The 25,649-nt window shown below is 64.3% G+C and carries 24 protein-coding genes and 1 pseudogene; 16 read left to right on the top strand and 9 right to left on the bottom strand.

Features of this window, described 5'->3' with window-relative positions; genetic code table 11:
* Positions 1–2 precede the first annotated feature (2 nt).
* Together VIL88_RS06935 and VIL88_RS06930 are read left to right on the top strand one after the other, a co-directional pair.
* Positions 3–734: an SDR family oxidoreductase gene (locus VIL88_RS06935; protein ID WP_331987232.1), complete on the top strand. Its 732-nt coding sequence runs from the start codon at positions 3–5 to the stop codon at positions 732–734.
* 22 nt (positions 735–756) lie between these two features.
* Positions 757–918, top strand: a pseudogene (locus tag VIL88_RS06930) (fuconate dehydratase); the annotation flags it as partial.
* Here the strand turns inward: VIL88_RS06930 and VIL88_RS06925 are convergent.
* Together VIL88_RS06925 and VIL88_RS06920 are read right to left on the bottom strand one after the other, a co-directional pair.
* A complete protein-coding gene (locus VIL88_RS06925) occupies positions 915–1,517 on the bottom strand; it encodes a YdcF family protein (protein ID WP_331987231.1) in 603 nt (200 codons plus the stop codon). The pseudogene VIL88_RS06930 and the gene VIL88_RS06925 overlap by 4 nt on opposite strands.
* Positions 1,518–1,545: 28 nt before the next feature.
* Positions 1,546–2,787: an aminopeptidase gene (locus VIL88_RS06920; RefSeq protein ID WP_331987229.1), complete on the bottom strand. Its 1,242-nt coding sequence runs from the start codon at positions 2,785–2,787 to the stop codon at positions 1,546–1,548.
* A gap of 352 nt (positions 2,788–3,139) precedes the next feature.
* Between VIL88_RS06920 and VIL88_RS06915 the strand changes: the two genes are divergently transcribed.
* The 3 genes from VIL88_RS06915 (at position 3,140) to VIL88_RS06905 (ending at position 6,751) form a co-directional block, all read left to right on the top strand.
* Complete coding sequence (locus VIL88_RS06915; RefSeq protein ID WP_331987228.1) at positions 3,140–4,027, top strand: lipid kinase; 888 nt, start codon at positions 3,140–3,142, stop codon at positions 4,025–4,027.
* Positions 4,028–4,233: 206 nt separating this feature from the next.
* On the top strand, positions 4,234–4,635 hold the full coding sequence (locus tag VIL88_RS06910) for an endonuclease domain-containing protein (RefSeq protein WP_331987226.1): 402 nt from the start codon (positions 4,234–4,236) through the stop codon (positions 4,633–4,635).
* Positions 4,636–4,954: 319 nt separating this feature from the next.
* Positions 4,955–6,751 (top strand): ABC transporter ATP-binding protein, encoded by a 1,797-nt coding sequence (locus VIL88_RS06905; RefSeq protein WP_331987225.1) that lies wholly within the window; start codon positions 4,955–4,957, stop codon positions 6,749–6,751.
* A gap of 296 nt (positions 6,752–7,047) precedes the next feature.
* On the opposite strand, the gene VIL88_RS06900 is transcribed toward VIL88_RS06905, so the two are convergent.
* On the bottom strand, positions 7,048–8,970 hold the full coding sequence (locus tag VIL88_RS06900) for a methyl-accepting chemotaxis protein (protein ID WP_331987223.1): 1,923 nt from the start codon (positions 8,968–8,970) through the stop codon (positions 7,048–7,050).
* Between the two features lie 231 nt (positions 8,971–9,201).
* Between VIL88_RS06900 and VIL88_RS06895 the strand changes: the two genes are divergently transcribed.
* Genes VIL88_RS06895 through VIL88_RS06885 form a run of 3 tightly spaced genes read left to right on the top strand, consistent with a single transcriptional unit; the run spans position 9,202 to position 10,945 of the window.
* Positions 9,202–10,122 (top strand): VOC family protein, encoded by a 921-nt coding sequence (locus tag VIL88_RS06895; protein WP_331987222.1) that lies wholly within the window; start codon positions 9,202–9,204, stop codon positions 10,120–10,122.
* A gap of 55 nt (positions 10,123–10,177) precedes the next feature.
* Positions 10,178–10,720, top strand: coding sequence for a DUF924 family protein (locus VIL88_RS06890; protein WP_331987221.1), 543 nt, complete (start codon positions 10,178–10,180; stop codon positions 10,718–10,720).
* A gap of 48 nt (positions 10,721–10,768) precedes the next feature.
* Entirely contained in the window at positions 10,769–10,945 is a 177-nt protein-coding gene (locus VIL88_RS06885; RefSeq protein WP_331987219.1) for a hypothetical protein, read from the top strand.
* Here the strand turns inward: VIL88_RS06885 and VIL88_RS06880 are convergent.
* Positions 10,942–11,853, bottom strand: a complete 912-nt coding sequence (locus VIL88_RS06880) for a sugar kinase (protein WP_331987217.1) — start codon at positions 11,851–11,853, stop codon at positions 10,942–10,944. The two genes, VIL88_RS06885 and VIL88_RS06880, sit on opposite strands and share 4 nt — an antisense overlap.
* Positions 11,854–11,974: 121 nt before the next feature.
* Here VIL88_RS06880 and VIL88_RS06875 point away from each other — a divergent pair, with 121 nt between their 5' ends.
* The gene (locus VIL88_RS06875) at positions 11,975–13,447 is read left to right on the top strand and encodes a mannitol dehydrogenase family protein (protein ID WP_331987216.1); all 1,473 of its coding nucleotides are present in this window, start codon (positions 11,975–11,977) and stop codon (positions 13,445–13,447) included.
* Positions 13,448–13,461: 14 nt separating this feature from the next.
* On the opposite strand, the gene VIL88_RS06870 is transcribed toward VIL88_RS06875, so the two are convergent.
* From VIL88_RS06870 to ppk2, 3 genes are all read right to left on the bottom strand, one after another.
* Positions 13,462–14,970, bottom strand: coding sequence for an amino acid permease (locus VIL88_RS06870; protein ID WP_331987214.1), 1,509 nt, complete (start codon positions 14,968–14,970; stop codon positions 13,462–13,464).
* 29 nt (positions 14,971–14,999) lie between these two features.
* A complete protein-coding gene (locus tag VIL88_RS06865) occupies positions 15,000–15,770 on the bottom strand; it encodes an N-formylglutamate amidohydrolase (protein ID WP_331987213.1) in 771 nt (256 codons plus the stop codon).
* An 80-nt stretch (positions 15,771–15,850) separates the two neighbouring features.
* Complete coding sequence (ppk2, locus tag VIL88_RS06860) at positions 15,851–16,708, bottom strand: polyphosphate kinase 2 (RefSeq protein WP_331987211.1); 858 nt, start codon at positions 16,706–16,708, stop codon at positions 15,851–15,853.
* A gap of 90 nt (positions 16,709–16,798) precedes the next feature.
* Here ppk2 and VIL88_RS06855 point away from each other — a divergent pair, with 90 nt between their 5' ends.
* Both VIL88_RS06855 and VIL88_RS06850 read left to right on the top strand, forming a co-directional pair.
* Positions 16,799–18,082 (top strand): ATP-binding protein, encoded by a 1,284-nt coding sequence (locus VIL88_RS06855; protein WP_331987210.1) that lies wholly within the window; start codon positions 16,799–16,801, stop codon positions 18,080–18,082.
* 105 nt (positions 18,083–18,187) lie between these two features.
* Positions 18,188–18,586, top strand: a complete 399-nt coding sequence (locus VIL88_RS06850; RefSeq protein ID WP_331987209.1) for an endonuclease domain-containing protein — start codon at positions 18,188–18,190, stop codon at positions 18,584–18,586.
* Between the two features lie 53 nt (positions 18,587–18,639).
* Here VIL88_RS06850 and VIL88_RS06845 read toward each other — a convergent pair whose 3' ends face one another.
* Both VIL88_RS06845 and VIL88_RS06840 read right to left on the bottom strand, forming a co-directional pair.
* Positions 18,640–19,215: a GcrA family cell cycle regulator gene (locus VIL88_RS06845; protein ID WP_331987510.1), complete on the bottom strand. Its 576-nt coding sequence runs from the start codon at positions 19,213–19,215 to the stop codon at positions 18,640–18,642.
* Positions 19,216–19,383: 168 nt separating this feature from the next.
* Entirely contained in the window at positions 19,384–19,575 is a 192-nt protein-coding gene (locus tag VIL88_RS06840; protein WP_331987207.1) for a hypothetical protein, read from the bottom strand.
* Between VIL88_RS06840 and VIL88_RS06835 the strand changes: the two genes are divergently transcribed.
* The 5 genes from VIL88_RS06835 (at position 19,574) to VIL88_RS06815 (ending at position 25,582) form a co-directional block, all read left to right on the top strand.
* Positions 19,574–20,773: an aspartate aminotransferase family protein gene (locus VIL88_RS06835; protein WP_331987206.1), complete on the top strand. Its 1,200-nt coding sequence runs from the start codon at positions 19,574–19,576 to the stop codon at positions 20,771–20,773. The genes VIL88_RS06840 and VIL88_RS06835 overlap by 2 nt on opposite strands.
* Before the next feature lie 213 nt (positions 20,774–20,986).
* A complete protein-coding gene (gene argF, locus VIL88_RS06830; RefSeq protein ID WP_331987204.1) occupies positions 20,987–21,919 on the top strand; it encodes an ornithine carbamoyltransferase in 933 nt (310 codons plus the stop codon).
* Positions 21,920–22,096: 177 nt separating this feature from the next.
* Positions 22,097–23,098 carry an Hsp33 family molecular chaperone gene (locus tag VIL88_RS06825; RefSeq protein WP_331987203.1) on the top strand — a complete coding sequence of 334 codons (1,002 nt, stop codon included), beginning with the start codon at positions 22,097–22,099 and terminating at the stop codon, positions 23,096–23,098.
* Positions 23,099–23,185: 87 nt separating this feature from the next.
* Positions 23,186–23,929: a LuxR family transcriptional regulator gene (locus VIL88_RS06820; RefSeq protein WP_331987201.1), complete on the top strand. Its 744-nt coding sequence runs from the start codon at positions 23,186–23,188 to the stop codon at positions 23,927–23,929.
* Between the two features lie 30 nt (positions 23,930–23,959).
* On the top strand, positions 23,960–25,582 hold the full coding sequence (locus VIL88_RS06815; protein WP_331987200.1) for an ABC-F family ATP-binding cassette domain-containing protein: 1,623 nt from the start codon (positions 23,960–23,962) through the stop codon (positions 25,580–25,582).
* The last annotated feature ends 67 nt before the right edge of the window (positions 25,583–25,649 follow it).

Raw genomic sequence — 25,649 nt, 5'->3', positions numbered from 1 at the left:
GCATGGCCGACATTTCCGGGAAGATCGTTCTTATCACCGCCGCCGCCCAAGGCATCGGGCGCGCCTCGGTCGAGGCTTTTGTTGCTGCGGGCGCCAAGGTGATCGCCACCGACATCAATGCGGTCAAGCTGGCCGAGCTCGAGGGCATGGCGGGGGTGACCACGCGGGTGCTTGACGTTCTTTCGGCTGATGCGGTGCAGCAGGCGGTGAACGAGATCGGGCGTATCGACGTCCTTTTTAACTGCGCCGGCGTCGTCCATTCCGGCACGGTGCTCGAAATGAGCGACAAGGACATGGACTTCGCCTTCGACCTCAACATCAAGGCGCAGATCCGCACGGTGCAGGCCGTGCTGCCGCAGATGCTGGAGCGCGGGGATGGCGCCATCATCAACATGGCGACAGTGGCCAGCTCGATCAAAGGCGTGCCCAACCGGGCGGCCTATACGATCAGCAAGGCCGCCGTGATCGGGCTGACCAAGTCGATCGCCGCCGACTACACCACCAAGGGCATCCGCGTGAACGCGATCTGCCCCGGCACGGTGGATTCGCCGAGCCTGCATGAACGCTGGCACGCCACGGGCGACTTCGAGGCGGCCAAGGCAGCGTTTATCGCGCGCCAGCCGATCGGGCGGATTGCAAGGCCGGAGGAGGTGGCGGACCTGGCGGTTTACCTGGCAGGTGCGACCTATACGACGGGGCAGATCCATATCATCGATGGCGGCTGGACGGCGTAGCTCCCCTCTACCCTTGCGGGAGAAGGGAAGCGGGGTGATCGAATATGTGGATCACCTGCATGAGCATTTCCTCGATCCCTGCGTGATCCGCAACGCCGCTTACATGCTGCAAGAAGTGGCGGGGTTCTGGATCGAGATGAAGCCGGAGGCGATCCGGGAGTATGTATTCAGGGGTAGGCCCTAAAACCCCGCCACCAGATACTGCCCCATGAACCACACCTCGCGCGCCAGGAAGGGCAGGGTCGTTTGCCAGGTCTGGTAGCGGCTGGTGGGGGTGGGGGAGGGCTGGGCGGCAATGCCGAGGCGGTCGGCGATCAGGACGGCGCGGCGCATGTGGAGCGGGTCGCTGACCACAAGGACCGAGGCGAGCCGGTTTTCGGCAAGTACGGCGCGGGCGAATGCCACGTTCTCGATCGTGGTGCGGGACTTGTCCTCGAGAAGGATGGCCTCGGCGGGCACGCCTTCGGCCAGCAGCCAGTTGCGGCTGGCTTCGGCTTCGGTCAGGTCGTCTTCCGGGCTGAGGCCGCCGGTGACCACGATATGGCCGACCTGGCGCGACCTGTAGAGGTCGCGCGCATGGCGCAGCCGCTCGACCAGCACGGGGGTCGGAGTAGAGCCAATGACGGCCGCGCCCAGGACCAGCGCGGCATCGGCCTTGTCGGGTGAACTGGCGCCAGCATAGCGCCAGATGTCGAAGGCGATGCCGCCGCTGACCACGAGCACCAGCACCGTCACGGCGAGGATGAGCTTATAGACGCGCCGTGCCAGCGCCCGGATCACCATTCGCTGGCAGAGGCCTGACCGGCTTGCATCAGTTGGCCCATTCTCCACCGCGCATGACGGGCTCGGTCGTGCCGTCGGCATGGACGCCGTCGATGTCGATCTTGTCCGAGCCGATCATCCAGTCGATGTGGATGTTGGAGCTGTTGCCGCCGCGCTCGGCGATCTGCTCCGGCGTCAGCGACTTGCCGTCGACGAAGCAGTCGGCATAGCACTGGCCCTGCGCGATGTGGCAGCTGGCATTCTCGTCATAGAGCGTGTTGAAAAAGAGGATGCCCGAGGCCGAGATCGGCGAGGAGTGGGGCACCAGCGCCACTTCGCCGAGGCGCCGCCCGCCCTCGTCGGTGTCGAGCACCTTGTTGAACAGGTCCTGGTTCTTGGCCGCCTTGAATTCGACGAGCCGGCCGCCTTCGAAGCGGGCCTGCATTTCCTCGATCAGCGCGCCATTGTGCGACAGCGGCTTGGTGCCCGCGACATAGCCGTCGACGCGCAGCTTGTGCGGCGTGGTGAAGACCTCTTCGGTCGGGATATTGGGATTGCAGGTGATGCCGTTCTTGGCTTCCGAGGCGCCGCCCTTCCAGCGATGTCCGTCCGCGAGGCCGACGGTGAGGTCGGTGCCGGGACCGGTATACTTGAGGGAAGAGAAGTTCTTGTCGTTCAGCCAGGTCCAGCGGCGCTTGAGGTTGGCATTGTGCTCGGCCCAGGCGGCGATGGGATCGTCCTGGTCGACGCGCGAGGCCTTGAAAATGGCGTCGGCGAGCTTGCGTACCGCTTCTTCCTCGTTGTCGTTGGGGAAGACCAGCTTGGCCCAGGCGGGGCTCGGATAGGAAACGATGTTCCAGTTGATGTCGAAGCCGGTAATGAGTTCGAGCGCCGGGCGGTAGGCGGCGGAATTGGCGCGCATGGCGCGGGTGACCTTGTCGGGATCCTGGCCAGCCAGCATCATCGGGTTGTCGCCGGCAATGGCGAGGCGCGCTGCGTTGTTCTTGAACGCTTCGGCCATGCCCGAATAGAGCCAGCCGGCGGCCTTGTCGAAGCTGGCCGAATTGGCATGCCGGTAGCGGGCCAGCGTTGCTTCCTCATCGGAATAGATGGTGGTGACCAGGCCCGCGCCGGCCTTATAGGCATGCTCGGTGATGCGGCGCACCAGGGGCGCTGCCGTCATCGGCGCGGTCATCACCAGGTCCTGGCCTTCGGCCAGCTGCAGGCCGACCTTGATGGCGACCTGGGCCAGCTTGTCGAGCTTGACGGGATCGATGGGGGAAGTGGTCATCTGGGCGATTGCCTCTGTTGAGTCTGGTTGGCCGGAGCCTAGTCCGGTGGGCAGCGCAAGGCCAGCCCGGGAAAAGTGCTAAATTTTGACCTGGATCAAGTCGCCGACGGCTATCGGGGTTCAAATGCCATGACACGTCAAGGAGACATGAAATGGCAGCAGGTTTGGGAATGTTGGCGCTCGCGGTAGCCGGATTGTTCGGCATATTCATGACCGCGCTGGGCTACGCGCAGTGGAGCACGCGCGGCATCGAGGTGCACCGCGCGGAATAGCCACGGGGCGCCCGAGGTCGTCCCCCTTGCTTTAGGGCTCCGGGCGCGCCATGTGCGGGGGACACGAACCCGGGACGCCCATGTCAGCTCCACCTGCCCGCCGCCGCGCCCTGATGCTGGTGAACCCCAATTCCCGCCGGGGCGGCGCTTCGCTCGAGCCGGTGATCGCGCGATTGCGCGCGGGCGGGGTGGATGCGGTGATCGAGCGGTTCGACACGTCCGCCGAAGTGTCGGCCGACATTGCCCGGCGGCGGCACGAGGCAGACCTCGTGATCGTCTGCGGCGGCGACGGCACCATCAATTCGGCAGCCAAGGGCATTCTCGAAACTGGCCTGCCCATGGGCATCATGCCCATGGGCACGGCCAATGACCTGGCCCGGACGCTGGGTATTCCCGACGATCTCGTCAAGGCGGCCGATGTGATCCTGGCCGGCCATACCAGCCGCGTCGACCTGGGCGAGGTCAATGGCCACCCATTCTTCAACGTGGCAAGCCTTGGCCTTTCGGTTGACCTCGCCAAGGGCCTGACGCCCGAAAGCAAGCGGCGCTGGGGCAAGCTCGGCTACGCGATCGCAGCGTTCAAGGTGCTCATGCGCGCCAAGCCGTTCCGGGCGGAGATCATCAGCGACGAGGGCCGCGTCTCGGTCAAGACGCTGCAGATCGCGGTGGGCAACGGTGTCCACTATGGCGGCGGCACGGTGATCCATGCCGATGCGACCATCGAGGACGGGCACCTCGACCTCTATTCGCTCGAGCTCAAGAATGTCTGGAAATTCGGCCTGATGCTGGGCGCCTTCCGTCGCGGCGAACACGGCGCCTGGGACGAAGTGCGCACCGCCAAGAGCACCGAGTTCGACATCCGCACCCGCGAGCCGATGCCGATCAATACGGATGGGGACCTGGTGACGCAGACGCCGGCGCATTTTGTCATTCGGCCGAGTGCGGTGACGGTGTTCAGTCCGGGGTAGTTGGGGGGGGGCGAATAGCGGCGGGTGATTTCTGCTTCCCTCTTGGCGAGGAGCAAACCCACCCCCACCCCCAGCCCCTCCCCGCAAGGGGGAGGGGAGACGAGGCCCGAGCAGCGGTGCGTATCGGTGACTTGTCTGAAACGGGCTAGTCTGCCCTTCTCCCCTCCCCCTTGCGGGGAGGGGTTGGGGTGGGGGTATGCTGGGGCATGTCCATTGCTCGTGCCCGTCAACTTCGCGCCGACCAGACGCCAGCCGAACGCCGGTTCTGGCAGATCGTCTGGAGCTTCCGCAAGCAAGGGTACCATTGGCGCCGGCAGGTGCAGATCGGCCCCTTCTATGCGGACTTTGCCTGCCACCATGCCGGCGTGGTGGTGGAGCTGGATGGCCTCAGCCACGACAATGAAGCGGCGCAGGACTATGACGCGCGGCGTACGGCATACTTACGCTCGCGCGGGTATGAGGTGCTGCGGTTCAGCAATGTGGAGGTGCTGAGCAATCCGGAGAGCGTGTATCTGGCGCTGGAGCAACTGCTGCGGAGCAAGCCCACCCCCCACCCCTGCCCCTCCCCGCAAGGGGGAGGGGAGACGCGCCCGCAGACCGGTGGGTGAGTAGAACAGCGTTGCCGGTTTGCATCATCTTCTGCAACGCTGCAATTAGGCGGTTGGCAAAGGCGAACGGCTTCGCTACAAAACGTCCACCGCTTCAGATCACGAACAAGGGAGGCGTTGTTTTGGCAGGCACATTCATCGACCTCCTTTCCGGCAAGCCTCGTCGTTAGGTTCTTGCCCGCGGTCCTCCCAGTCGACCGCAGCGGTTTCTCCATCACAGCCCATTTGATCTGACGGGATCATCTCGCCTCCCGCTTCGGCTGTGCCTTTCATCCCCTTGTTGAGGGCCGGTTGCCGGAGAACGGCGCCGGACTGCCAAATGAGTCGCAAGAAACTCGATTTCCGTGCCGACGCCTATCGCAACGTGCTCGGCTTTGTCTTCCGCCGGTGGTCTTCCCGGCCGGCAATCATCTCCGTCATCTGTCTGCTGGTGATCACCTCCACGCTGGCCGAGGTCATGGTGCCGGTGTTTTCCGGCCAGATCGTCGACGCCATTGCCGGCGGGCAGACCTCGGCGGTTGCCGAGGCGGTTCGCGCCTTCCTGATCGTGGTTGGCCTGGGGCTGGCCAGCGTGGTTTTGCGCTGGTTCATCTTCCAGGGCGTCATCCGGCTGACCATCCGCATGATGGCCGAGCTGGTGAACGATGGATTTCACCGCGTGCAGCGCTTTTCCACCGACTGGCACGCCAACAGCTTTGCCGGGTCCACGGTGCGCAAGATCACGCGCGGCATGTGGGCGCTGGATTCGCTCAATGACCTCCTGCTGGTGATGCTGCTGCCATCGGTGGTGATGCTGGTGGGTGCGAGCGTTATCCTGGGCTCCTACTGGCCAGTGATGGGCCTGATCGTGGCGCTGGGCTCGGTGATCTACATCGCCGTCACCGTCATGCTGTCGATGGGCTATGTCTCGCCGGCGGCAAGCCTTGCCAATGCCTGGGACACCAAGCTGGGCGGCGCCTTGGCCGATGCGGTGAGCTGCAACTCGGTGGTCAAGGCCTTCGGTGCCGAGGATCGCGAGGAGGATCGCTTGCGCCACGTGCTGGGCAAGTGGGACATCCGCACCCGCCGCACCTGGAAACGCGGCACGCTGAGCGGCACGATCCAGGGCTTCATGATGGTGACCATGCAGGCGGGCATTTTGGGCACCGGGCTGCTGATGTGGCAGCAGGGGCTGGCCTCGCCGGGAGACATCACCTTCGTCCTCGCCATGTTCTTCGTCCTGCAGGGTTATCTGCGCGACGTGGGCCAGCATATCCGCAACCTGCAGCGGGCGGTCAACGACATGGAAGAACTGGTCGCGCTCGACAGGATGCGGCTGGGCATCGAGGACCGCAAGGGCGCGCCGCCGATCCGCATCGGAGCGGGGGCAATCGCCTTCGACCGGGTGACCTTCCAGTATGGCTCGCATCCGACCCCGCTCTATCGCGACTTCTCGGTCTCGATCGCGCCGGGCGAGCGGGTGGGCCTGGTCGGCCATTCGGGATCGGGCAAGACGACCTTCGTCAAGCTGATCCAGCGGCTCTATGACGTCAATGGCGGGCGCATCACCATAGACGGGCAGAACATCGCCGAGGTGCAGCAGTCGAGCCTCAGGTCGCAGATTGCCATCGTGCAGCAGGAGCCGATCCTGTTTCACCGGACGCTGGCCGAGAACATTGCCTATGCACGGCCCGGCGCCACGCGCGCCGAGATCGAGCGGGCGGCGCGGCAGGCCAACGCGCATGACTTCATCGTCAACCTGCCCAAGGGCTACGAGACCCTGGTGGGCGAGCGGGGCGTCAAGCTTTCGGGTGGCGAACGGCAGCGCGTGGCCATTGCCCGGGCCTTTCTGGCCGATGCGCGGGTGCTGATCCTCGATGAAGCGACCTCGAGCCTCGACAGCGAGAGCGAGGTGCAGATCCAGGAGGCGATGGAGCGGCTGATGGTGGGGCGGACCACGCTGGTCATCGCCCACCGCCTGTCGACGGTCCGGGCGCTGGACCGGCTGCTGGTCTTCGACAAGGGCCGGATCGTGGAAGAAGGCGACCACCAGTCGCTGATCCGGCTCGATGGCGGCATCTACCGCCGGCTGTTCGAGCAGCAGGCGCTGGAGCTGACCAAGGGGTTGGTGGCGTAGCCAGGAGGCTGAAGTCGACCTTCCCTCCCCCTTGCGGGGGAGGGATCGAGGGTGGGGGTGGCTTGGCCCGGATATCGGGGCTTCCCGCCACCCCCTCCCAGCCTCCCCCTAAAGGGGGAGGTGCTGCTTCGTGGGTGCGGTCAGGTGGTGCCACAGGCGTGGGGAGGTAGGAGGGGTGGTTTGGCCCGAATATCGGGGCTCTCATACCCCCACCCTGCTCGATGGACGGACTTAGCGAAGGGCTAAGTCCTATCTCGCTTCCCTCCCCGCAAGGGGGAGGGAAGGTCCGTGCAAGCTTAGGCCGCCCGCGCCATGCGGCGGGTGCTCGTGCCGGTGTCGCTGACCTTGAAGATCTCGACGATAGCATCGAGCTGGGTGGCCTGGTTTTCGGTCTGCTCGATGGCAGCGTTCATTTCTTCGACCAGGGCGGCATTGTGCTGGGTCATTTCGTCCATCTGGCGGACGGCGACCGAGACTTCGGTGATGCCGGTGGACTGTTCCTGGCTGTCGCGCGAGATGCCTTCCATCAGGGTCGAGCTGGCGCGCACGCCTTCGAGCATGGCATTGAGCCGTTCGGCGGCGTCGGCGACGAGGCGCGAGCCGTCCTTGACCTCCTTGGCCGACTGCTCGATCAAAACCTTCACGTCGGCCGAGGCCGAGGCGGCGGATTGGGCGAGGCGACGGACTTCCACCGCGACCACGGCGAAACCCTTGCCGGCGTCACCGGCGCGAGCCGCTTCCACGGACGCGTTAAGGGCGAGGAGATTGGTCTGGAAGGCGATGTCGTCGATGAGGCCGATGATGTTGGAAATCTTGGCCGAGGAGGTGGTGATGCGTTCCATGGCGCCAGTGGCTTGGGCCATGACTTCGCCGCCCTGTTCGGCCGAAACGGTGACCTGGGCGGCATTGCCATTGGCGTCCTGGGCGCGCTTGGCGTTTTCCATGACGGTGGAGGCGAGCTGTTCCATGGCCGCCGAGGTTTCCTCGATGGTAGCGGCCTGGCGGGTGGTGCGCTCGCTGAGGTCGTTGGCACCGGCCAGGATTTCGCTGGTCGCGGTCTTGAGCGAACGGGAGGTGCCGCGCAACTGGGCGACAATGTCGGCCAGCTTCTCGGCCACGGCATTGGTGTTGTCCTTGAGCGCGCCGAAGGCACCCTCGTAGTGGCCGGTGACGCGCTGCGTCAGGTCGGTATTGGCGATGGCCGAAAGCACCGCGCCCGTTTCGGCAAGGCCCCGGTCGACGGTTTCCACGAGCCCGTTGACGCTGTCGGCGAGGTGATTGAGTTCGTCGTCACTGAAGTCGGTTGGTACGCGCTGGGTGAAGTTGCCCGAGCTGGCGGCGCGCATCACCGAAGCGAGTTCGGACTGGAGGAGGGCCATCATGTCGGCGCGTTCCACGATCGAGAGGTTGCGCGCGGCTTCCTCGGCATTGAGGGCGGCGACGCGCTTGCCGTTCTGGCGGAACACTTCCACGGCGCGCGCCATGGCGCCGATCTCGTCCTTGGCGTCGGCATTGGCGATCTCGACGTCGAGCTTGCCATCGGCCAGTTCGATCATGGTGCTGGTGAGGTTGCGCACCGGATTGACGATGGTGCGGCGGCCGATCAGGAAGCTGGCGGCTAGACCGATGACGATGCCGGCGACGGCCGAGATGATCAGGGTCATCATGGCGCGGGAGGCAGACGCTTCGGCGTCGGTGCGCATCTGGGCCATCAGCTCACCCGAATAGGTCGAATAGACCTTGATCGTGTCGGTGACGACCTTCTGTGCGGCAAGGGCTTCTGCCAGCGCGGCGTCGAGGGCTGCTGGGTCGAAGGGCTGCGCTGCGGCGACGGTCAGCATGTTGTTGATCTTGCCGAAATAGCTGTCCATCACCGGCTTGACCGCCTGCAGTTGGCTCATTTCGGTCTCGTCGGCTGCAGCTTCGATGATGGGGAAGCGCGCCTTCATTTCGTCCATGCGCCGCTGTGCCTGCTCGACGAATTCGGGATTGGCGGGATCGAGAACCAGCTGGTAGGTCATGCGGCTGATGGCGATCACGTCCATGCGCAGGTCCATCGCCTCGCGCGCCGCCACTTCCTTGGCGCCCACCTGTTCCATGACATCGCTGATTGAGTTGAGCTCGCGCCAGCCAATGGCGGCGATTGCTGTTGCGACAACGCCCATCAGCAGCACGGTCAGAACCAGCTTCTGCAGGATCGGAATATTTCGAAAGTTCATGATGGAAAACCTGATGCCCCGATTATTGCCCACGGCTTCTCCCGAGGGCTTTGGCAACAGAAGTCAGCGAAACTGCTTAAATTCTTATGAAATTTGAGTTCTGACCATGCCCTGCATGGCTGGCATGCCCCGCATTGCAGATTGATCGGTGAACGATGCCTTCGGCGCGGGCGTGATGGAGGGCGGAGGGGCGCCCCTATATAAAGGGTTCAGCTAACCAGGAGCCTCGTCATGATCGACGCATCCGTGCAGACCAATGTCCGATCCGAGCCGATCCTGCCTCTCGCAACGGCGCTGGGCCCGGTGCATCTTGCCGTGACCGATCGCAGCCGCGCGCTGGCGATCTGGCAGGATGTGGTGGGGCTCGAGCTCATCGAGCAGCGCGGCAATGCGTTGCGGCTCGGTGCGGGCGGCAAGGTGCTGATCGTGCTCGAAACTGGCGCTATCCGGCCGGTCGTGCCGCGCACCATCGGGCTCTACCATGTGGCCATCCATGTGCCCGACCGCGCCACGCTGGCGCAGATGGCGGTGCGGGCGCTGCAGCGCAATGTGCGCATTTCCCCGACCGATCACCTCGTTTCCGAAGCGATCTACCTTTGGGACCTGGACGGCAACGGCATCGAGATTACCTTTGAGACGCCGTGGCGCGGCACGCTGGGTGATCCCGACAAGGGCCAAACCTATGCCGTGACGGCGGATGGGCAGCCCCATTCCGGGCGCGAGCCGATCGACCTCGACGGTTTGCTGGCCGAGCTGGGCGAGGCGCCGAGGCTGGAGCCGCGCATGCCGGCCGGTACGCGGATCGGGCATGTCCATGTGCATGTCAACGACTTGCAGGAGGCGATGGATTTCTACCGCGATGTGCTGGGCTTTGCCGGCTTCCTGCTGATCCATTCCTTTGGCATGGGCGATGTGGGGCTCGACTACATGCCGCATACGCTCGCCTTCAACATCTGGTCGGGCCCCAATGCCGCGCCGCCGCCACCGGGATCGGCGGGCCTGCGTTGGTTCACCATTGTCGTTCCCGATGCGGAAACGCTTGCTGGCGTGGAGGCGAGGCTCCAAGAGGCAAAGGCACCGATCGCGCGGCTCGATGGTGGCATCGAGACCGAGGATCCGTTCGGCAATCGCATTCATATCCTCGTCGGCTAACTGGCCCGATCGCGGGCTTTGCTCTAGAACCACCGACCAACAGCGGGAGCTTTGCATGCGCAGTGTCGAGGATGTTCTCCGGTTCTGGTTCGTCGAGCATGGGCGTGACGACTGGTTTGGCGGCAAGGCCGAATTCGACCGGGAACTGGCGGTCGCCTTCCGCGAAACCCATGCTGCGGTGGCGCGCGGCGAGGCCTGGACCTGGCGCGAAACGCCCGACGGACGGCTGGCCGAAATCATCGTGCTGGACCAGTTCAGCCGGCAGCTGCATCGCGGCGAAGCCGAAGCCTTTGCGCAGGACAAGATGGCGCTGGTCCTCGCGCAGGAGGCCATCGCTGCGGGGGCAGATGAGCAGATTACCATGGACCGGCGCATGTTTTTGTTCATGCCGTTCATGCATGCCGAGTCGCTGGTAATCCAGGAGGAGGGGTGCCGGCATTTCGTGCAGTTCGGACCTGAAATGCTCGATTTCATGACGAGACATCGCGACTGCATCGCCCGCTTCGGACGCTTCCCCTTCCGCAATGCGGCGCTGGGTCGCGAAAGCACGCCCGAGGAAGTGGCCTATATGAAGGCTCAGGGCGACAGCATGTTTTGATCGCAACTCTTGCCCAGCCAAGTCGTTGGCTGAGCAAGGAGAACGATCATGGAAACTTCAGGCCCATCCTTCTGGCTGATCCTGCTGACGATTGGCGTGGTGCTGCTGGGCGCCGCCATGGCCTATGGTGCTTCGCGCAACCGCAGCCGTACGCAGGCGGAGAAGAACCTGACCGCCGCTGCCACACGGCAGGAATATGTTAAGGAAGATCGCGAAGGGCGCTAGCGCAGCAACGCCGGATCGACCAGGGCGCCCTTCTGGCCGATGACGACACCGGCGACCCGGTGGGCGGCCTCCGCGGCTTCGCGCAGCGACTTGCCCGCCAGCCGTGCCGAAAGGTAAGCGCCATTGAAGCTGTCGCCGGCGCCCGTGGCGTCCACGACCGTAGCGCCGCCTGGGGGTGCAACGCGCACGCGCTCACCGGCGGTGGCGATCAGCGCCTCGCCTGCGCCGTCCTTGACCACCACTTCCTCAACGCCAAGCTCGAGGTAGCGGTCTGCCGTGTCGTCGACCGACTTGTCGCCAAAGAGCGGCGCCTCGTCGCCATGGGTGGGCAGGACTACATCGCACAACGTGGCCGCAGCGGTCAGCACCGCGGTCATGACGCGTGGGCTGCTCCAGAGGGCGGGGCGGATATTGGTATCGAACACCACGCGCGCGCCGGCATCGCGGGCCTTGACCACGGCGCCAAGAAGGCGGCCGCGGGCGCGGGGCGGGAGAATGGCGAGGGTGATCCCGGAGAAGTAGATCATGCTGGCACCGCCGACTGCCGAAGCAAGATCGCTCTTGTCGTCGGCCAGGAGCTTGGCGGCGCTGGTATCGCGCCAATAGGTGAAGTGGCGGTCGCCGTTTTCCTGATGGATCATGTAGAGGCCGGGCCGGCGGTTGGCTATGCGGCGAATGTGGCGCGTGCCGATGCCGTTGCTGTCAAGGAAGGCGCGGATATCATTGGAATAACGATCTTCGCCCAGGGCGGTGAAGTAGTCGACCGACCAGTCGCCGCCAAGCAGGGCCCGCATGTACCAGGCGGTGTTGAGCGTGTCGCCGGCATAGCCGAGGCGGTATTGGCGATCTTCGCCGCCGCTCATCTCGATCATGCATTCCCCGATGCTGACGAAACGCTGCTGTGCCAAGGTGACCCCTCCATTGCCTCGTTGTGGGTTATGCCGGTAAAGCGAACGGACCTGCAAGTCACTATCTTCCATACAAGATGCACAGGCTTTATGGTGGTTCAACCATTGATCGGAGTCGACTATGACGCGTCTCAGCGCCAGCACCCTCAGCCAAGTCACAGCCGGAGTTCGGGTGCCCGATTATAACCGCGAGCAGATCACGCCCGGGATCGTGCATCTGGGGATCGGCGCGTTTCACCGCGCGCATATGGCGGTCTATGTCGACGACCTCCTGCGCGAGCATCCAGACTGGGCCATTGTTGGCGCAAGCCTCCGCCGTCCCGACACCAAGGAGGCCCTGGCACCGCAGGATGGGCTTTATACAATTGCCGTGCGCGATGCCGCGGGCACCCATCCACGGGTGATCGGCTCGATCCTAAAGGTGCTCGACGCCAATACCGAGCGCGAGGACCTTCTGGCGCTGATGGCGAGCCCGCAGATCCGGATCGTGTCGCTGACCGTGACGGAAAAGGGCTATTGCCACGACCCGGCAACCGGCGAGCTGGACCAGCGCCACCCCGACATCGTCCATGACCTGGCCAATCCCGGCGCGCCGCGCTCGGCGCCGGGCATGCTGGTGGAGGCGCTGGCGCGCCGGCAGGCGGCAGGCATTGCGCCCTTTGCGGTGATGAGTTGCGACAATCTGCCCAGCAATGGGGCGACGGTGAAGCGCATCGTTACCAAGTTCGCGGCCCTGCGCGATCCGGCGCTTGGAGAGTTCGTCTCCCGAGTGGCCTTCCCCGGCACCATGGTGGACCGCATCGTGCCGTCGACGACCGATGCTGACCGGCAGACGGTGGCGGAGCTGATCGGCGCCGAGGATGCCTGGCCGATCATGACGGAGCCCTTCACCCAATGGGTGATCGAGGATGATTTCCCGGACGGCCGCCCACCATTCGAGCGCGCCGGCGCGCAGCTGGTTGAGGATGTCGAGCCCTTTGAGCGCATGAAGCTGCGGATGCTCAATGGATCCCATTCGACCATGGCCTATCTCGGCTACCTCGCGGGCTATGAATATATTTCCGACGTGATGGGCGACGCGGACTTCGTGGGGCTCATTCGTGGCCTGATGACCGAGGAGGTCATGCCGACGCTCGACATGCCCGGCGTCGACCTTGCCGCCTATCGCGACCAGCTGCTCGACCGCTTCCGCAATCCGGCGCTCAAGCACCGCACCTGGCAGATCGCCATGGACGGATCGCAGAAGCTACCGCAGCGGTTGCTGGGCACGATCCGCGACCGGCTGGCTGCTGGAATGGAATTCGAGCGGCTGGGTCTCGGGGTGGCGGCGTGGATGCGCTATGTGGTTGGCATCGACGAGAAGGGCGAAAGCATCGATGTGCGCGATCCGCTCGCCATGCGGATGATGGCCATTGCCGCCGACGCTGGCGACGATGCCGAAGCGCTCTACGAAGGTCTGGTGGCGCTGACCGAAGTGTTCGGCACCGACCTGGGCGAAAGCCAGAAGTTCGGGGAAACGGTGGCGACGCATCTCGACAACCTGTTCGAGGTGGGCGTGCGCGAGACCGTGGCGGGGGTGGTGCACGGCGCCTGAGCGGCGCCATCGGTTCACGCGCCGTGCGCCAGGGCGAATTCCTCCTCGGGTGAGAGGATGAGCCGGCGGCGCCCGAACAGGGCGAAATAGCCGATCCCTAGCGCGCACCACAGCACGACCCAGATCACCCCCTTGGAGAAACTGGGGTCCTGCAGCTGGTAGAACAGCGTCACCACGGCGATGACCATGGTGAGAAGCGCGCCGGGGATCCCGAGCGGCGAGCGGAACGGGCGGTGGATGTGCCCGAGCCTGCGGCGCAGGATGATGAAGCTCAGCGCCTGCATGATATAGCTCAGCATGGCGCCAAAGACCGCCATGTTGAGCAGCACCGAGCCGATGATGTCGTCGCCAAGCTGGGTTTCTCCCGGTCCGCCGCCGCCATTGTTGAACCAGATGCCCAGCATCACGAGGAGGCCAAGTGCGGCGCCGGCGATCATGGCCAGGTGCGGCGTCCGGTGTCGCGGATGGGTAACCGAGAGGCCCGAGGGGAAATAGCCGGCGCGGCTCAGCGAATAGACCTGCCGGCCCTGGGCATAGAGGATGGTGTGGAAGGACGCGGCCAGCCCGACCAGCGCCACGACGCCGAAAGCGGGGGCGGCGCCGTCGCCATAGATGGCGCGAATGCCGTCGAGTGCCGGCTCGAGCGAGGTGCTGAGGGCAAAGCTGCCGACGCCCTGGATGGCCGGGTTGAGAAGGACGATCATCACTGCGGACAGAAGGAGTGTGCCGAAGGCGAGGAGGATGCCGCGCGGCAGGTCGCGCTGGGGGTCGACCGCCTCCTCGGCGGCAAGCGGCACCTGCTCGATGGCCAGAAACAGCCAGACGGCAAAGGGGAGGCTGGCGAGAATGCCCTGCCAGCCGAAGGGAAGCCAGGGACCATTGCCCGCCGGCAGCGCGATGGCGGCGCCGTCGGGGCCTGCACCCACGTTGAGAGCCCAGCGGGCGTAGTCGACATGGGGCAGGGCGCTGATCCAGAAAAACATCAGCCCGCCCAGCGACACCAAAGTCACTAGGAGCGTGACGCGGTAGCTCAGCGCCACGCCGAAAATGTTAAGCGCGAGAAAGAGGGCAAAGACGGCGATCCAGAGCAGCGGGTACCAGGCCGTGTCCAGCCCGGCGAGCGAGCCGAAATAGCCCGAGATGAAGGTGCAGACCACGGCGGGGGCGAGGACGTATTGCACGTTTTCAAAGAGCCCGGTGACGAAGCCGCCCCATGGGCCCATTGCGGTGCGGGCGAAACTATAGGCGGCGCCGGTATGGGGCAGGGCGGCGCTCATTTCGGCGATGGACGAGACCAGGCCCAGATACATGACGGCGATGATGGCGGCGGCAACCAGCATGCCGCCCCAGCCGCCGGTGATGAAGCCGAAGTTCCAGCCCGAGAAGTGGCCCGAGATCACCGCACCGACGCCGAGCGCCCAGAGGCTCCAGATGCCGGCATAGCGCTGGAGGCCGCGCCGCTCGAAATAGCGCCGGTCGCGCGTGGCATAGGCGATACTGCCCACCTGTCTGGTCTCGGTCATGCTGGTATCCGGAGGTTGGGAATGTGACGCTAGAGGCCCATCGCCTGCCGGCGCGCCAGCCGGGCGGTCTCAAGGCAGGCGGCAAGGCGGTTGGACCAGAGGGTCACGCCGGCGGGCTCGAGGATCTCGTCGTGGCGCAGCTCGATCATGGTGGCTTCAAGGCCCCTGCCGTCGCTATGCTTCTCCAGCGTCAGAGTCACGCCGGCAAGGGCTGCGTAGGGTTCGTTCCAACCGATGTCGAGGCTGGGGTCGGCGTTCTGCAGGGCGTTGCGAAGCGCCGCGGTATAGCCAGTGTCGAGGCCGTGGATCAGCCCGATCGGCCAGCGCCGCGGCACGCCATGGTAGACCGGGGTGAAGGAGTGGACGCAGACCAGGATGGTCTCGCGCCCGGCATGGCGGCGCGCCTCCAGCAGCGTTTCGATTGAGGCATGGTAGGGGCGATGGAAGTGATCGATGCGGTACTGCCGCTCGGCTGCGTCGAGGTTTTCATTAGCGGCGATGCGCGTGGTTTCCGAAAGGGTCCAGATCAGGTCCGGTGCCGACAGGTCGCGATTGCAGTCGATGATGAGGCGCGACACGGTGGATTGCACCAGCGGCGCATCCAGGAGTTCACTGAGGCGCCGGCTGACGGCGAGGGCACCAGGATCCCAGGCGATATGGGTCAGGCGCTGTATTGGGGTGAGCCCCAGGTCGCCATATTGAGGGGGAATGCGGTTGCTGGCATGGTCGCAGACGAGCACGAAGGGCGATTGCCCCCGCGCATTGGATACCAGGACCGCTTTTTGGCTGCTGACGTTCAATTTGCCCCTGCGAACCGGTCGCCGAACTTGGCGACAGTAGTTTCACACTGAGGATGGCTGTCAATCATCAGTGTTATGGCTCAGTCGGTCTTGTGCAGCTTGAGGAATTCGTCGGCCTTGAGGGTGATCTGCGGGTCCACCTGCCCGATGGCCTTCTCGTCCTTGCCGGCGAAATCAAGGCGGCTCAGCACGCTCTGGATGACGTTGATGCGGCCGCGGCGCTTGTCGTTGGCGCGGATCACCGTCCAGCGGGCATGCGGGCAATCGGTGCGCGCCAGCATCTCGTCGCGGGCGGCGGTGTAGTCGTCCCACTTGTGCAGCGCCTCGATATCGATGGGCGAGAGCTTCCAGACCTTGAGCGGATCGTGGCGGCGGGCGTGGAAGCGCTTGATCTGCATCTCGCGACCGATCGACAGCCAGAACTTGAAGAGGTGGATACCGTCCTTGGTGATGCGCTTTTCGAACTCGGGCGCTTCCTCGAGGAAATGCTCGACCTGTTGCGGGCTAGCAAAGCCCATCACCCGCTCGACGCCGGCCCGGTTGTACCAGGAGCGATCGAAGAGCACTGTCTCGCCGCCGGCGGGGAACCAGTCGACATAGCGCTGGAAATACCATTGCGAAGCTTCGCGGCTATTGGGCTTGGGCAGGGCGGCGATCACGTTGTAGCGGGGATTGAGGTTCTCGAGATAGGTCTTGATCGTGCCGCCCTTGCCGGCGGCGTCGCGCCCCTCGAAAACGATCATTATCCGCTCGCCACTGCTGGCCAGGTGCGCCTGCAGCCGCACCAGCTGCTTTTGCAACTCGTACATCTGCGCTTCATAGATGTCCCCATCCAGCTTATCCTCGTAAGGATAGCCGCCCGAAGTCATGGCGCCGTGCTTTATGGCCTTGGGCAGGACGGGATTTTCAAGGTCGAAGCCGTCGAGGGGATCGGTCACAGGTGTCGCTCCATTGTCATGTTCAGCGTGCTATGAAGCCAGACTTGCGCGCAAGGGGCGTCGCAACTGACTGATTCACAGAAAAACGACATGGACCAGCCGCAGCTCAACTCGCCGGCCTCCCGGGCCAGCGCAGCCGGGGCTCGTCTGCTGGCGCAGGCGGGGCTGATCGCCGGCATTTTCGGCGTCTTCGCCGTGCTGGCCCTGTTTGGTGAGATCAGCCTTGTCGCTGCAGTCATCGGTTTCCTTGTCGTCGTGGCGGGTGTCGCCATGCTGCCGCTGCCGCAGCAGGTCGTCACCCGCACCGTGGAAGTGCCGGCGCCGGCCGAGGCCAGCGAGGATGCCACGGTTTTCGCCGTTGCCGATGCGCTGGCCGATCCCTGCCTGGTGCTGGACCGGCGCGGCGTGGTTCTTCATGCCAATGCGGCTGCACACCGCCAGTTCCCTTCCGTGCGTAGCGGCAATCCGCTGACCTTTTCCCTGCGCAATCCGCAACTTGTGGAAGCCTTCGACCTTGCGATGCGCAGCGGCAATGTGCGCACCATCGAGTTGCACGAAACCATTCCGTCCGAGACCTGGGACAAGGTGGTTCTTTCCCCGCTCCGCCACGAGGGCCAGGACTGGCTCGAAGACGAGGACCGGCAGCTGCTGGTGACGTTTCAGAGCTTGACCGAACTCAAGCGCGTCGACGCGCTGCGCAGCGACTTCATCGCCAATGCCAGCCATGAAATGCGCACGCCCCTGGCATCGCTGCTCGGCTTCATCGACACGCTGCTTGGGCCCGCGGCGAACGACACGGCGGCGCGCGAAAAATTCCTCCTCATCATGCGTGGGCAAGCCGAGCGGATGAGTAAGCTGATCGACGACATGCTCAGCCTCTCGCGCATCGAGATGCACCAGCATGTGCGGCCCACCGGCACCATCGAGCTGGCCGGCTTGCTGCGCGAGGTGCGCGAAGGACTGATGATGCAGGCCAAGGCGGCGGACCTCGAAATCCGCATGACCCTGTTCGACGGGCCCAGCACGGTGACGGGCGACCGCGGGCAGCTCTACGAGGTGTTCGAAAACCTCGTCGAGAACGCCATCAAATATGGCGCGGGCGGCAAGTATATCGAGATCGACCTGGCGCCATCGAGCCGCCCCGGTTTCGCCCAGCAGGTCACGGTGATCGACCGCGGACCGGGCGTCGAGCCCGAGCATGTGCCGCGCCTGACCGAACGCTTCTATCGCATCGACGCCGATGCCAGCCGCAAGAAAAAGGGCACGGGGCTTGGCCTCGCCATCGTCAAGCACATCGTGAACCGCCATCGTGGGCAGCTCAGCTTCAAGAGCAAGCCGGGCGAGGGCATGCGCGTAGATGTGTTTCTGCCGTGAGGGGGGCTGCAGCGGCCGCATAGATCAGGATAAGCTCTGGCGGCGGATCTGGCGTCTCCCTCCCCCTTGTGGGGAGGGACGGCGCGTAGCGCCAAGGGTGGGGGAATGAGCGTCGAACGGGCGCGTCAGTTGCGCAAGACCATGAGCGTGCCGGAAGCCAAGCTCTGGAACGCGCTGCGTGAGCTGCGTCCGATGGGACACCATTTCCGGCGGCAGGTGCAGATCAGCTATTTCTATGCCGACTTCTGCTGTCACAAGCACCGTCTGATCATCGAGGTCGATGGGGACACGCACTTCGAGGACGGGTCAATTGCCGATGACGCCAGGCGTGATCAACTGCTTGGGCGTGAAGGTTATCGCGTGCTGCGGGTGAGCAATCGCGACGTCATGCGCAATATGGACGGGGTGTTGACGCTCGTCCTTCAGGCGCTGGACCGCCCCCCACCCTCATTCCCTCCCCACAAGGGGGAGGGAAGCTCACCCGGTGCACTCGGCGACGTCTGAGCACGCAACAAAAAAGGCGCCTTGCGGCGCCCTTTGCAGTTCCTGGTGATCGCTCAGCGGCGCTTCTTGTCCAGCTGGTGGTAGGCGCGGCGGGAGTGGAATTCGCAATAGGGGCCGGTGTCGAGCGAATGCTGGCCGCAGAAGTAGAAGTCCTTGCTGAGCGGGTCGCCGATTGGCCACTTGCAGGTGTGCTCATTGAGCTGGAGGAGGTTGAGGCGCTTGTCTTCGGGGATGAAGAGTTCGGCCGCGGCCGGTGCCACGTAGACTTCGGTATCCATCTGCGGCTCCATGGCGAGCGCGGTCGCGCCCATGGTTTGCGGACGGGCAGACGTCATGGTCGGGCGCGCAGCCTTGGCGGCGCCGCCAACTATGCCGGCCATGCTTGGGGCAGGGCTCGCCACGCGGCGCGGCGCCGGACGGGCTGCGGGCCGGGCGCGCGGTGCTGTATTGGTGGGCTTGGCGCGGGCAGAAAGCTTGAGGCGGTGGACCTTGCCGATCACCGCGTTGCGGGTGACACCTTCACCCAGTTCGCCCGCGATCTGGCTGGCGCTCAGCCCTTCCATCCAGAGCTTCTTCAAGGTCTCGACGCGCTCGTCAGTCCAGCCCGCCGTTTGTGCTCCTGAAACCATCGTCAAAACAGAATCCTTCATTGCGCTGCCAAATGGCCATGGCAGCCGTCAAACGCTAGGCGTCGTATGCTAGATGGGTCCGCCACACGAGATATCGTGTTTCCCAATGACAGGGAGATTACGACATCGGTGGAATCAGGATCAAGAGTCGGGGGCAACTTTCCCCGGTTATTCAGTGGTTAAAATCTGCTTAACGAAGAGCTGAGTCAAATCAGGCACTTGGGGCGTGATCATTGACTTATCTTGCAAAAACCGCCTTACTCCGGCTCCGAAACGCGCTGCGCAACGAGCGCGTTTTTGCCATTTGTGGCGCGATTGCAACGCTGCACCACCGAAGCCTGTTGAAAAGGAAATAACCATGTCTGCGCTCTACGGCACATATGCCCGGTCCGATCTCGCCTTCGAGCGGGGCGAGGGCATGCGCCTGTATGACCAGCATGGCCGAGACTATCTCGATTTCCATTCCGGCATTGCGGTCAACGCGCTCGGCCACGGCGATCCGCACATCGTCACCGCACTCAAGAGTGCGGCCGACAAGGTGTGGCACACGTCCAATGTCTTCACCATTCCCGAGCAGGAGCGGCTCGGCCAGCGCCTGGTCGACAATACGTTCGCCGACTCGGTGTTCTTCACCAATTCGGGTGCCGAGGCGCTGGAATGCGCGATCAAGACGGCGCGGCATTATTTCTGGGCCAAGGGCGAGGTCGACCGCTACGAGATCATTGCCTTTACCGGCTCCTTCCATGGGCGAACCATGGGCACGATCGCGGCCGGCGGCAATCCGAGCTATCTCGAAGGCTTCGGCCCGCCCATGCCCGGCTTCAAGCACACCGCGCCGGGCGACCTCGAAGCGGTCAAGGCGCTGATCACGCCGCAGACCTGCGCCATCCTGATCGAGACGGTGCAGGGCGAAGGCGGCGTTACCGCCATGACCACCGAATTCATGCAGGGGCTGCGCGCGCTGTGCGACGAGCACGGCATGCTGCTGATCCTTGACGAGGTGCAGTGCGGCTACGGGCGCACGGGCCGGTTCTTTGCCTTCGAGTGGTCGGGGATCACCCCCGACATTGTGGCGGTGGCCAAGGCCATCGGCGGCGGCTTCCCGCTCGGCGCCTGCCTCGCCAAGGCCGACGTGGCGGCCTCGATGGTGCCAGGCACCCATGGCTCGACCTATGGCGGCAACCCGCTGGCGACCGCAGTGGGCAATGCCGTGCTCGACCGTATCCTGGCGCCGGGCTTCATCGACCATGTCAACCAGATGGGGCAAAAGCTCGCCTGGCACCTGCAGCAGCTGGCGCAGAAATATCCCGACTATGTGCTCGAATTGCGTGGCAAGGGCCTGCTGGCGGGGATCAAGATCGCGCCACCGGTGCGCGACTTCGTGGCGCGGTTGCGCGACGATCACCGCATGCTGGCCATCGGCGCCGGCGACAATGTCTTGCGGCTGATCCCGCCGTTGATCGTCACCGAGGCCGAAATCGAAGAGGCCATGAGCAAGCTCGGCGCGGCCTTCGATGCCATCGAGGCCGAAAAGGCTTCCGTTCCGGCGGTGGATTGATTGAAGATGCTTGAATTCGCGCAGGCAAGGCGCCGACGACGCGGTCTGTTCCCTCCCCCTTGAGGGGAGGGCTAGGGTGGGGGTTCCGACCCATCCGCGTGCTCGCAGCATAGGCGAGCCCAGAACCCCCACCCCTAACCCCTCCCCTCAAGGGGGAGGGGAACCACTTCGGTGTAACCGACCAGCTTCAGCGTCACATAAGGAACCCGGCCCATGACCTCGACCGGCACCCCACGGCATTTTCTTTCAATCGACGATTTCACCTATGGCGAACTGCGCGGCATGCTCGATGCGGCAGCTTCGCTCAAGGCGCGCCTCAAGGATGGCGACCGGCCGCAGCCGCTCAAGGACAAGGTCCTTGCCATGATCTTTGAGCGTCAATCCACCCGCACCCGCGTCAGCTTCGACGTCGGCATGCGCCAGCTGGGCGGCGAGACCATCATGCTGTCGGGCCAGGAAATGCAGCTCTCGCGCGAGGAGACGCTGAGCGATACGGCCAAGGTCTTGAGCCGCTATGTGGACGCGATCATGATCCGCATCCTCAGCCATGCCGACCTCCTGGACCTCGCCGAGGCGGCGACCGTGCCGGTGATCAACGGCCTGACTCGGCGGGCCCATCCCTGCCAGATCATGGCCGACCTCCTGACCTTCGAGGAGCACCGCGGGCCGATCAAGGGCGCCAAGGTCGCTTGGGTGGGCGACAGCAACAATGTGCTTCATTCCTGGGTCAATGCCGCCGAACTGTTCCAGTGCCACCTGACCATTGCGACGCCGGAAGAATACAGCCCGGAAAAGGACCTGATGGACGACATCAAGCGGGCGGGCGAATTCGTCAAGCTGATCGAGGACCCGCGCGAGGCGGTGGAGGGCGCCGACCTCGTCATCACTGACACCTGGGTATCGATGGGCGACGTGGACATCGCCGAGCGCCGCCGGGTCTTGAAACCCTACCAGGTCAACACCAATTTGATGGCACTGGCGGACAAGAACGCCCTTTTCATGCACGACCTGCCCGCCCATCGCGGTGACGAGGTGACCGACGAGGTAATCGACGGTCCGCAGTCGGTTGTGTGGGACGAGGCCGAAAACCGCCTGCATGCACAAAAAGCTATCCTGTGCTGGGCCTTCGGGGCTGATGTCAATTAGTCCCGATATTGATCGGGTGCGTGAGTAGCCCTCATGGTGAGCCTGTCGAACCACGAGGGCGTGACGCAATGGTGCCACGACCTCGTCCTTCGACAGGCTCAGGATGAGGTCTACTCCTGGTTTGGTCAGGCCTAGTATCACCCAAAGCGACGTGACCACATGACAACGGATACGACCATGACCGACAACCTGATGAATGCCCTGGGGCTGGACCGGCCGGAAAGCGGCGATGACACGGTCGTGCCGTTCACGCTGGAAAAGCTCGATACCCGCGGCCGCAGCGTGCGGCTGGGTGAGGCACTCGACACCATCCTGTCGCGCCACAACTATCCCGCGCCGGTTGCCCGGCTGCTGGGAGAAGCCGTGGTTCTGGCGGCGCTGATCGGCTCCTCGCTCAAGTTCGAGGGCAAGTTCATCATGCAGACCCAGACCGATGGTCCGGTGAACCTGCTGGTCGTCGATTTCGACGCGCCGGACGGGCTGCGCGGTTATGCCCGCTACGACCAAGAAGCGCTGCTCAAGGCCGCCGAAGAGGGCCGCACCCAGCCTGGCCAATTGCTGGGCAAGGGGCATCTGGCCATGACCATCGACCAGGGTCCGCATACCGAGCGCTACCAGGGCATCGTCGCGCTTGAAGGCAATTCGCTCGAGGAAGTGGCGCATACCTATTTCATGCAGTCCGAGCAGATCCCGACCCAGGTGCGCCTGGCGGTGGCCGAGTTCACCAAGAAGGGCGATCATCGCCCCCATTGGCGGGCCGGCGGCGTTTTGATCCAGCATCTGCCCGAGCACGGTATCTCGCATATGGCGGACCTGCCGGGCGACGGGGACTTCAACAATCCCGAGACGGCGGACCCCAACTTTGTCGAGGCCGATGGCTGGAACGAGGCCAAGGTGCACCTCAAGACGCTGGACGACCTCGAACTGGCCGACCCGGACCTGAGCTCGGAACGCCTTCTGTTCCGGCTCTACCATGAAACCGGTGTGCGCGTTTTTGCCCCCATGCAGGTGGTGGAGCGCTGCTCCTGCTCGGCCGACCGTATCGAGGAGATGCTGGCCACGAGCTTCACCGCGGAGGATCGCGAGGAAATGGCCGTGGATGGCGAGATCGAGGTGGTGTGCGAGTTCTGTTCAACCGCCTACCACTTCAACCCCCATCAGTTTGAAGCCAAGCACTGAGCAAAGGCAGGGCGCCGTCGCCCTGCCTAAGCATTCGTCGCAAGGCTGCCTTGCACCCGGCGCGGAATATGGTCACTTAGTTGGGACATGGATTCTGGCGAGGGCATGCCGGTGAACGCCGACCTCATGAAGTTTATCGACGCTATCCAGCACCAGCAGGATAGCCAAGGTATTCTCCGGATCATGCAGGAGGCCATTGGCCACTACGGCTTTACCAGCTTCATCATTTCCGGCCTGCCCGAGGATGACCTGGACCCGGAGGCGGCCATTCTCCTCTCCGGCTGGAACGCCGAGTGGTACAAGCGCTATACCAGCCTCAACTACGCCCAGCATGATCCGGTGGCGCGCAATTGCTATGTCACCAGCCTGCCGTTCGAGTGGGCCGAGGTCCGCTATGACGCCGAGGCCGACCCCATGGCGCACCGCGTCATGGAGGAGGCCAGGGCGCACGGCATGGAAAACGGGCTGTGCGTGCCGATTCATATCGAAGGGCAGTTGCAGGGGGTCGTATCCTTTGCCGGGGACCCCAAGCGGCTCGATGAGCGGCAGCGGCTCGAAGTGCATATGCTCTCGCTTTATGCCTATGGCCAGCTGCGGTTCCTGAGCAGGCTGGCGGAAAGGCAGGGGGAGCGTCCCACCCTTACCAGGCGCGAAAGCGAAGTGCTCGGCTGGGTTGCGGCCGGCAAGACCGCCGGCGAGATCGCCACCATCACCGGCATGACGGCTCGCACCGTCAACCAGCATTGCGAGAATGCCCAGAAGCGCCTTGGCACCAGCAATCGCGTCCATACCGTCGTCGAGGCTATACGGCTCAAGCTGATCAGCCTATGAGCGTGCCGAAGAACTGGTTTTGGCAAGCGCATGATACGTCTCGAAAGCATTGGCAAGCAGAACGGCAAGCAGATCGTCTTCATCGACGCGTCCGCCGTGCTGCAAAAGGGTGAAAAGATCGGCCTCGTGGGTCCCAACGGGGCTGGCAAGACCACCCTGTTCCGCATGATCACCGGCGAGGAACAGCCCGACGAGGGGCAGGTTTCGATCGATCGCGGCACCACGATCGGCTATTTCAGCCAGGATGTGGGCGAGATGAGTGGCCGCAGCGTCGTGGCCGAGGTGATGGACGGTGCCGGGCCCGTCTCGGCGCTGATCACCGAAATGCGCCAGCTCGAAGCCGACATGGGCGACCCTGACAAGGCCGACGAGATGGATGCCATCATCGAGCGCTATGGCGAGGTGCAGCATCAGTTCGAGGAACTGGACGGCTATTCGCTCGATGGCCGCGCCCGTGAAGTGCTGGACGGGCTGGGTTTCTCCCAGGAGATGATGGACGGCGATGTCGGCCGCCTCTCGGGGGGCTGGAAAATGCGCGTGGCGCTCGCGCGGATCCTCCTGATGCGCCCCGACGCGTTGCTGCTCGACGAACCGAGCAACCACCTCGATCTTGAATCGCTGATCTGGTTGGAGGACTTTCTCCAGAACTATCAGGGCGCCCTGTTCATGACCTCGCACGACCGCGAGTTCATGAACCGTATCTGCAACAAGATCGTCGAGATCGATGCCGGCTCGCTGACCACCTATTCGGGCAATTACGAATTCTACCAGCAGCAGCGGGCCATTGCCGACAAGAACCAGCAGGCGCAGTTCGAGCGGCAGCAGGCCATGCTTGCCAAGGAACTCGACTTCATCGCCCGCTTCAAGGCGCGCGCCTCGCATGCCGCACAGGTGCAGAGCCGGGTCAAGAAGCTCGACAAGATCGACCGGGTGGAGCCGCCAAAGCGCCGCCAGACGGTGGAGTTCGAGTTCCGCCCCGCTCCCCGTTCGGGCGAAGACGTGGCGCTGCTCAAGGGTGTGAGCAAGAGCTATGGCGCGCGCACCATCTATGACGGGCTCGACTTTCATGTTCGGCGCAAAGAGCGCTGGTGCATCATGGGCGTCAACGGCGCCGGCAAGTCGACGCTGCTCAAGCTCGTGACCGGCACGGCCGACCCCGATGCCGGCACGGTGTCGCGTGGGCCGTCGGTCAAGATGGCCTATTTTGCCCAGCATGCCATGGACGTGCTCGATGGCGACCTGACCGTGTTCCAGCAGCTCGAATCTTCGTTTCCCCAGGCCGGCCAGGCACCGCTGCGGGCACTGGCGGGAGCGTTCGGCTTTTCAGGCGACGAGATCGAAAAGAAGTGCCGCGTCCTGTCGGGCGGCGAGAAGGCGCGGCTGGTCATGGCCATGCTGCTGTTTGATCCACCCAACTTCCTGGTGCTGGACGAGCCCACCAACCACCTCGACATCGCCACCAAGGAAATGCTGATCGCGGCGCTCCAGCAGTATGAGGGCACGATGCTGTTCGTGAGCCACGACCGGCACTTCCTTGCGGCGCTCAGCAACCGCGTGCTGGAGCTGACGCCCGAGGGCGTGCATGCCTATGGCGGCGGCTATACCGAATATGTGCAGTCGACCGGCAAGGAGGCGCCGGGCCTGCGCAGTTGACGGTGCCGTGACCGGAACAACTGGAAAGCGTCGCAAGGGATTCAGGAATGACAAACTCTTAGGTGCT

The organism is Devosia sp. (assembly GCF_036563435.1).
GTDB lineage: Bacteria > Pseudomonadota > Alphaproteobacteria > Rhizobiales > Devosiaceae > Devosia.
The sequence above is the reverse complement of the archived record's forward strand: the minus strand, read 5'-3'. Positions and strand labels throughout refer to the sequence as shown.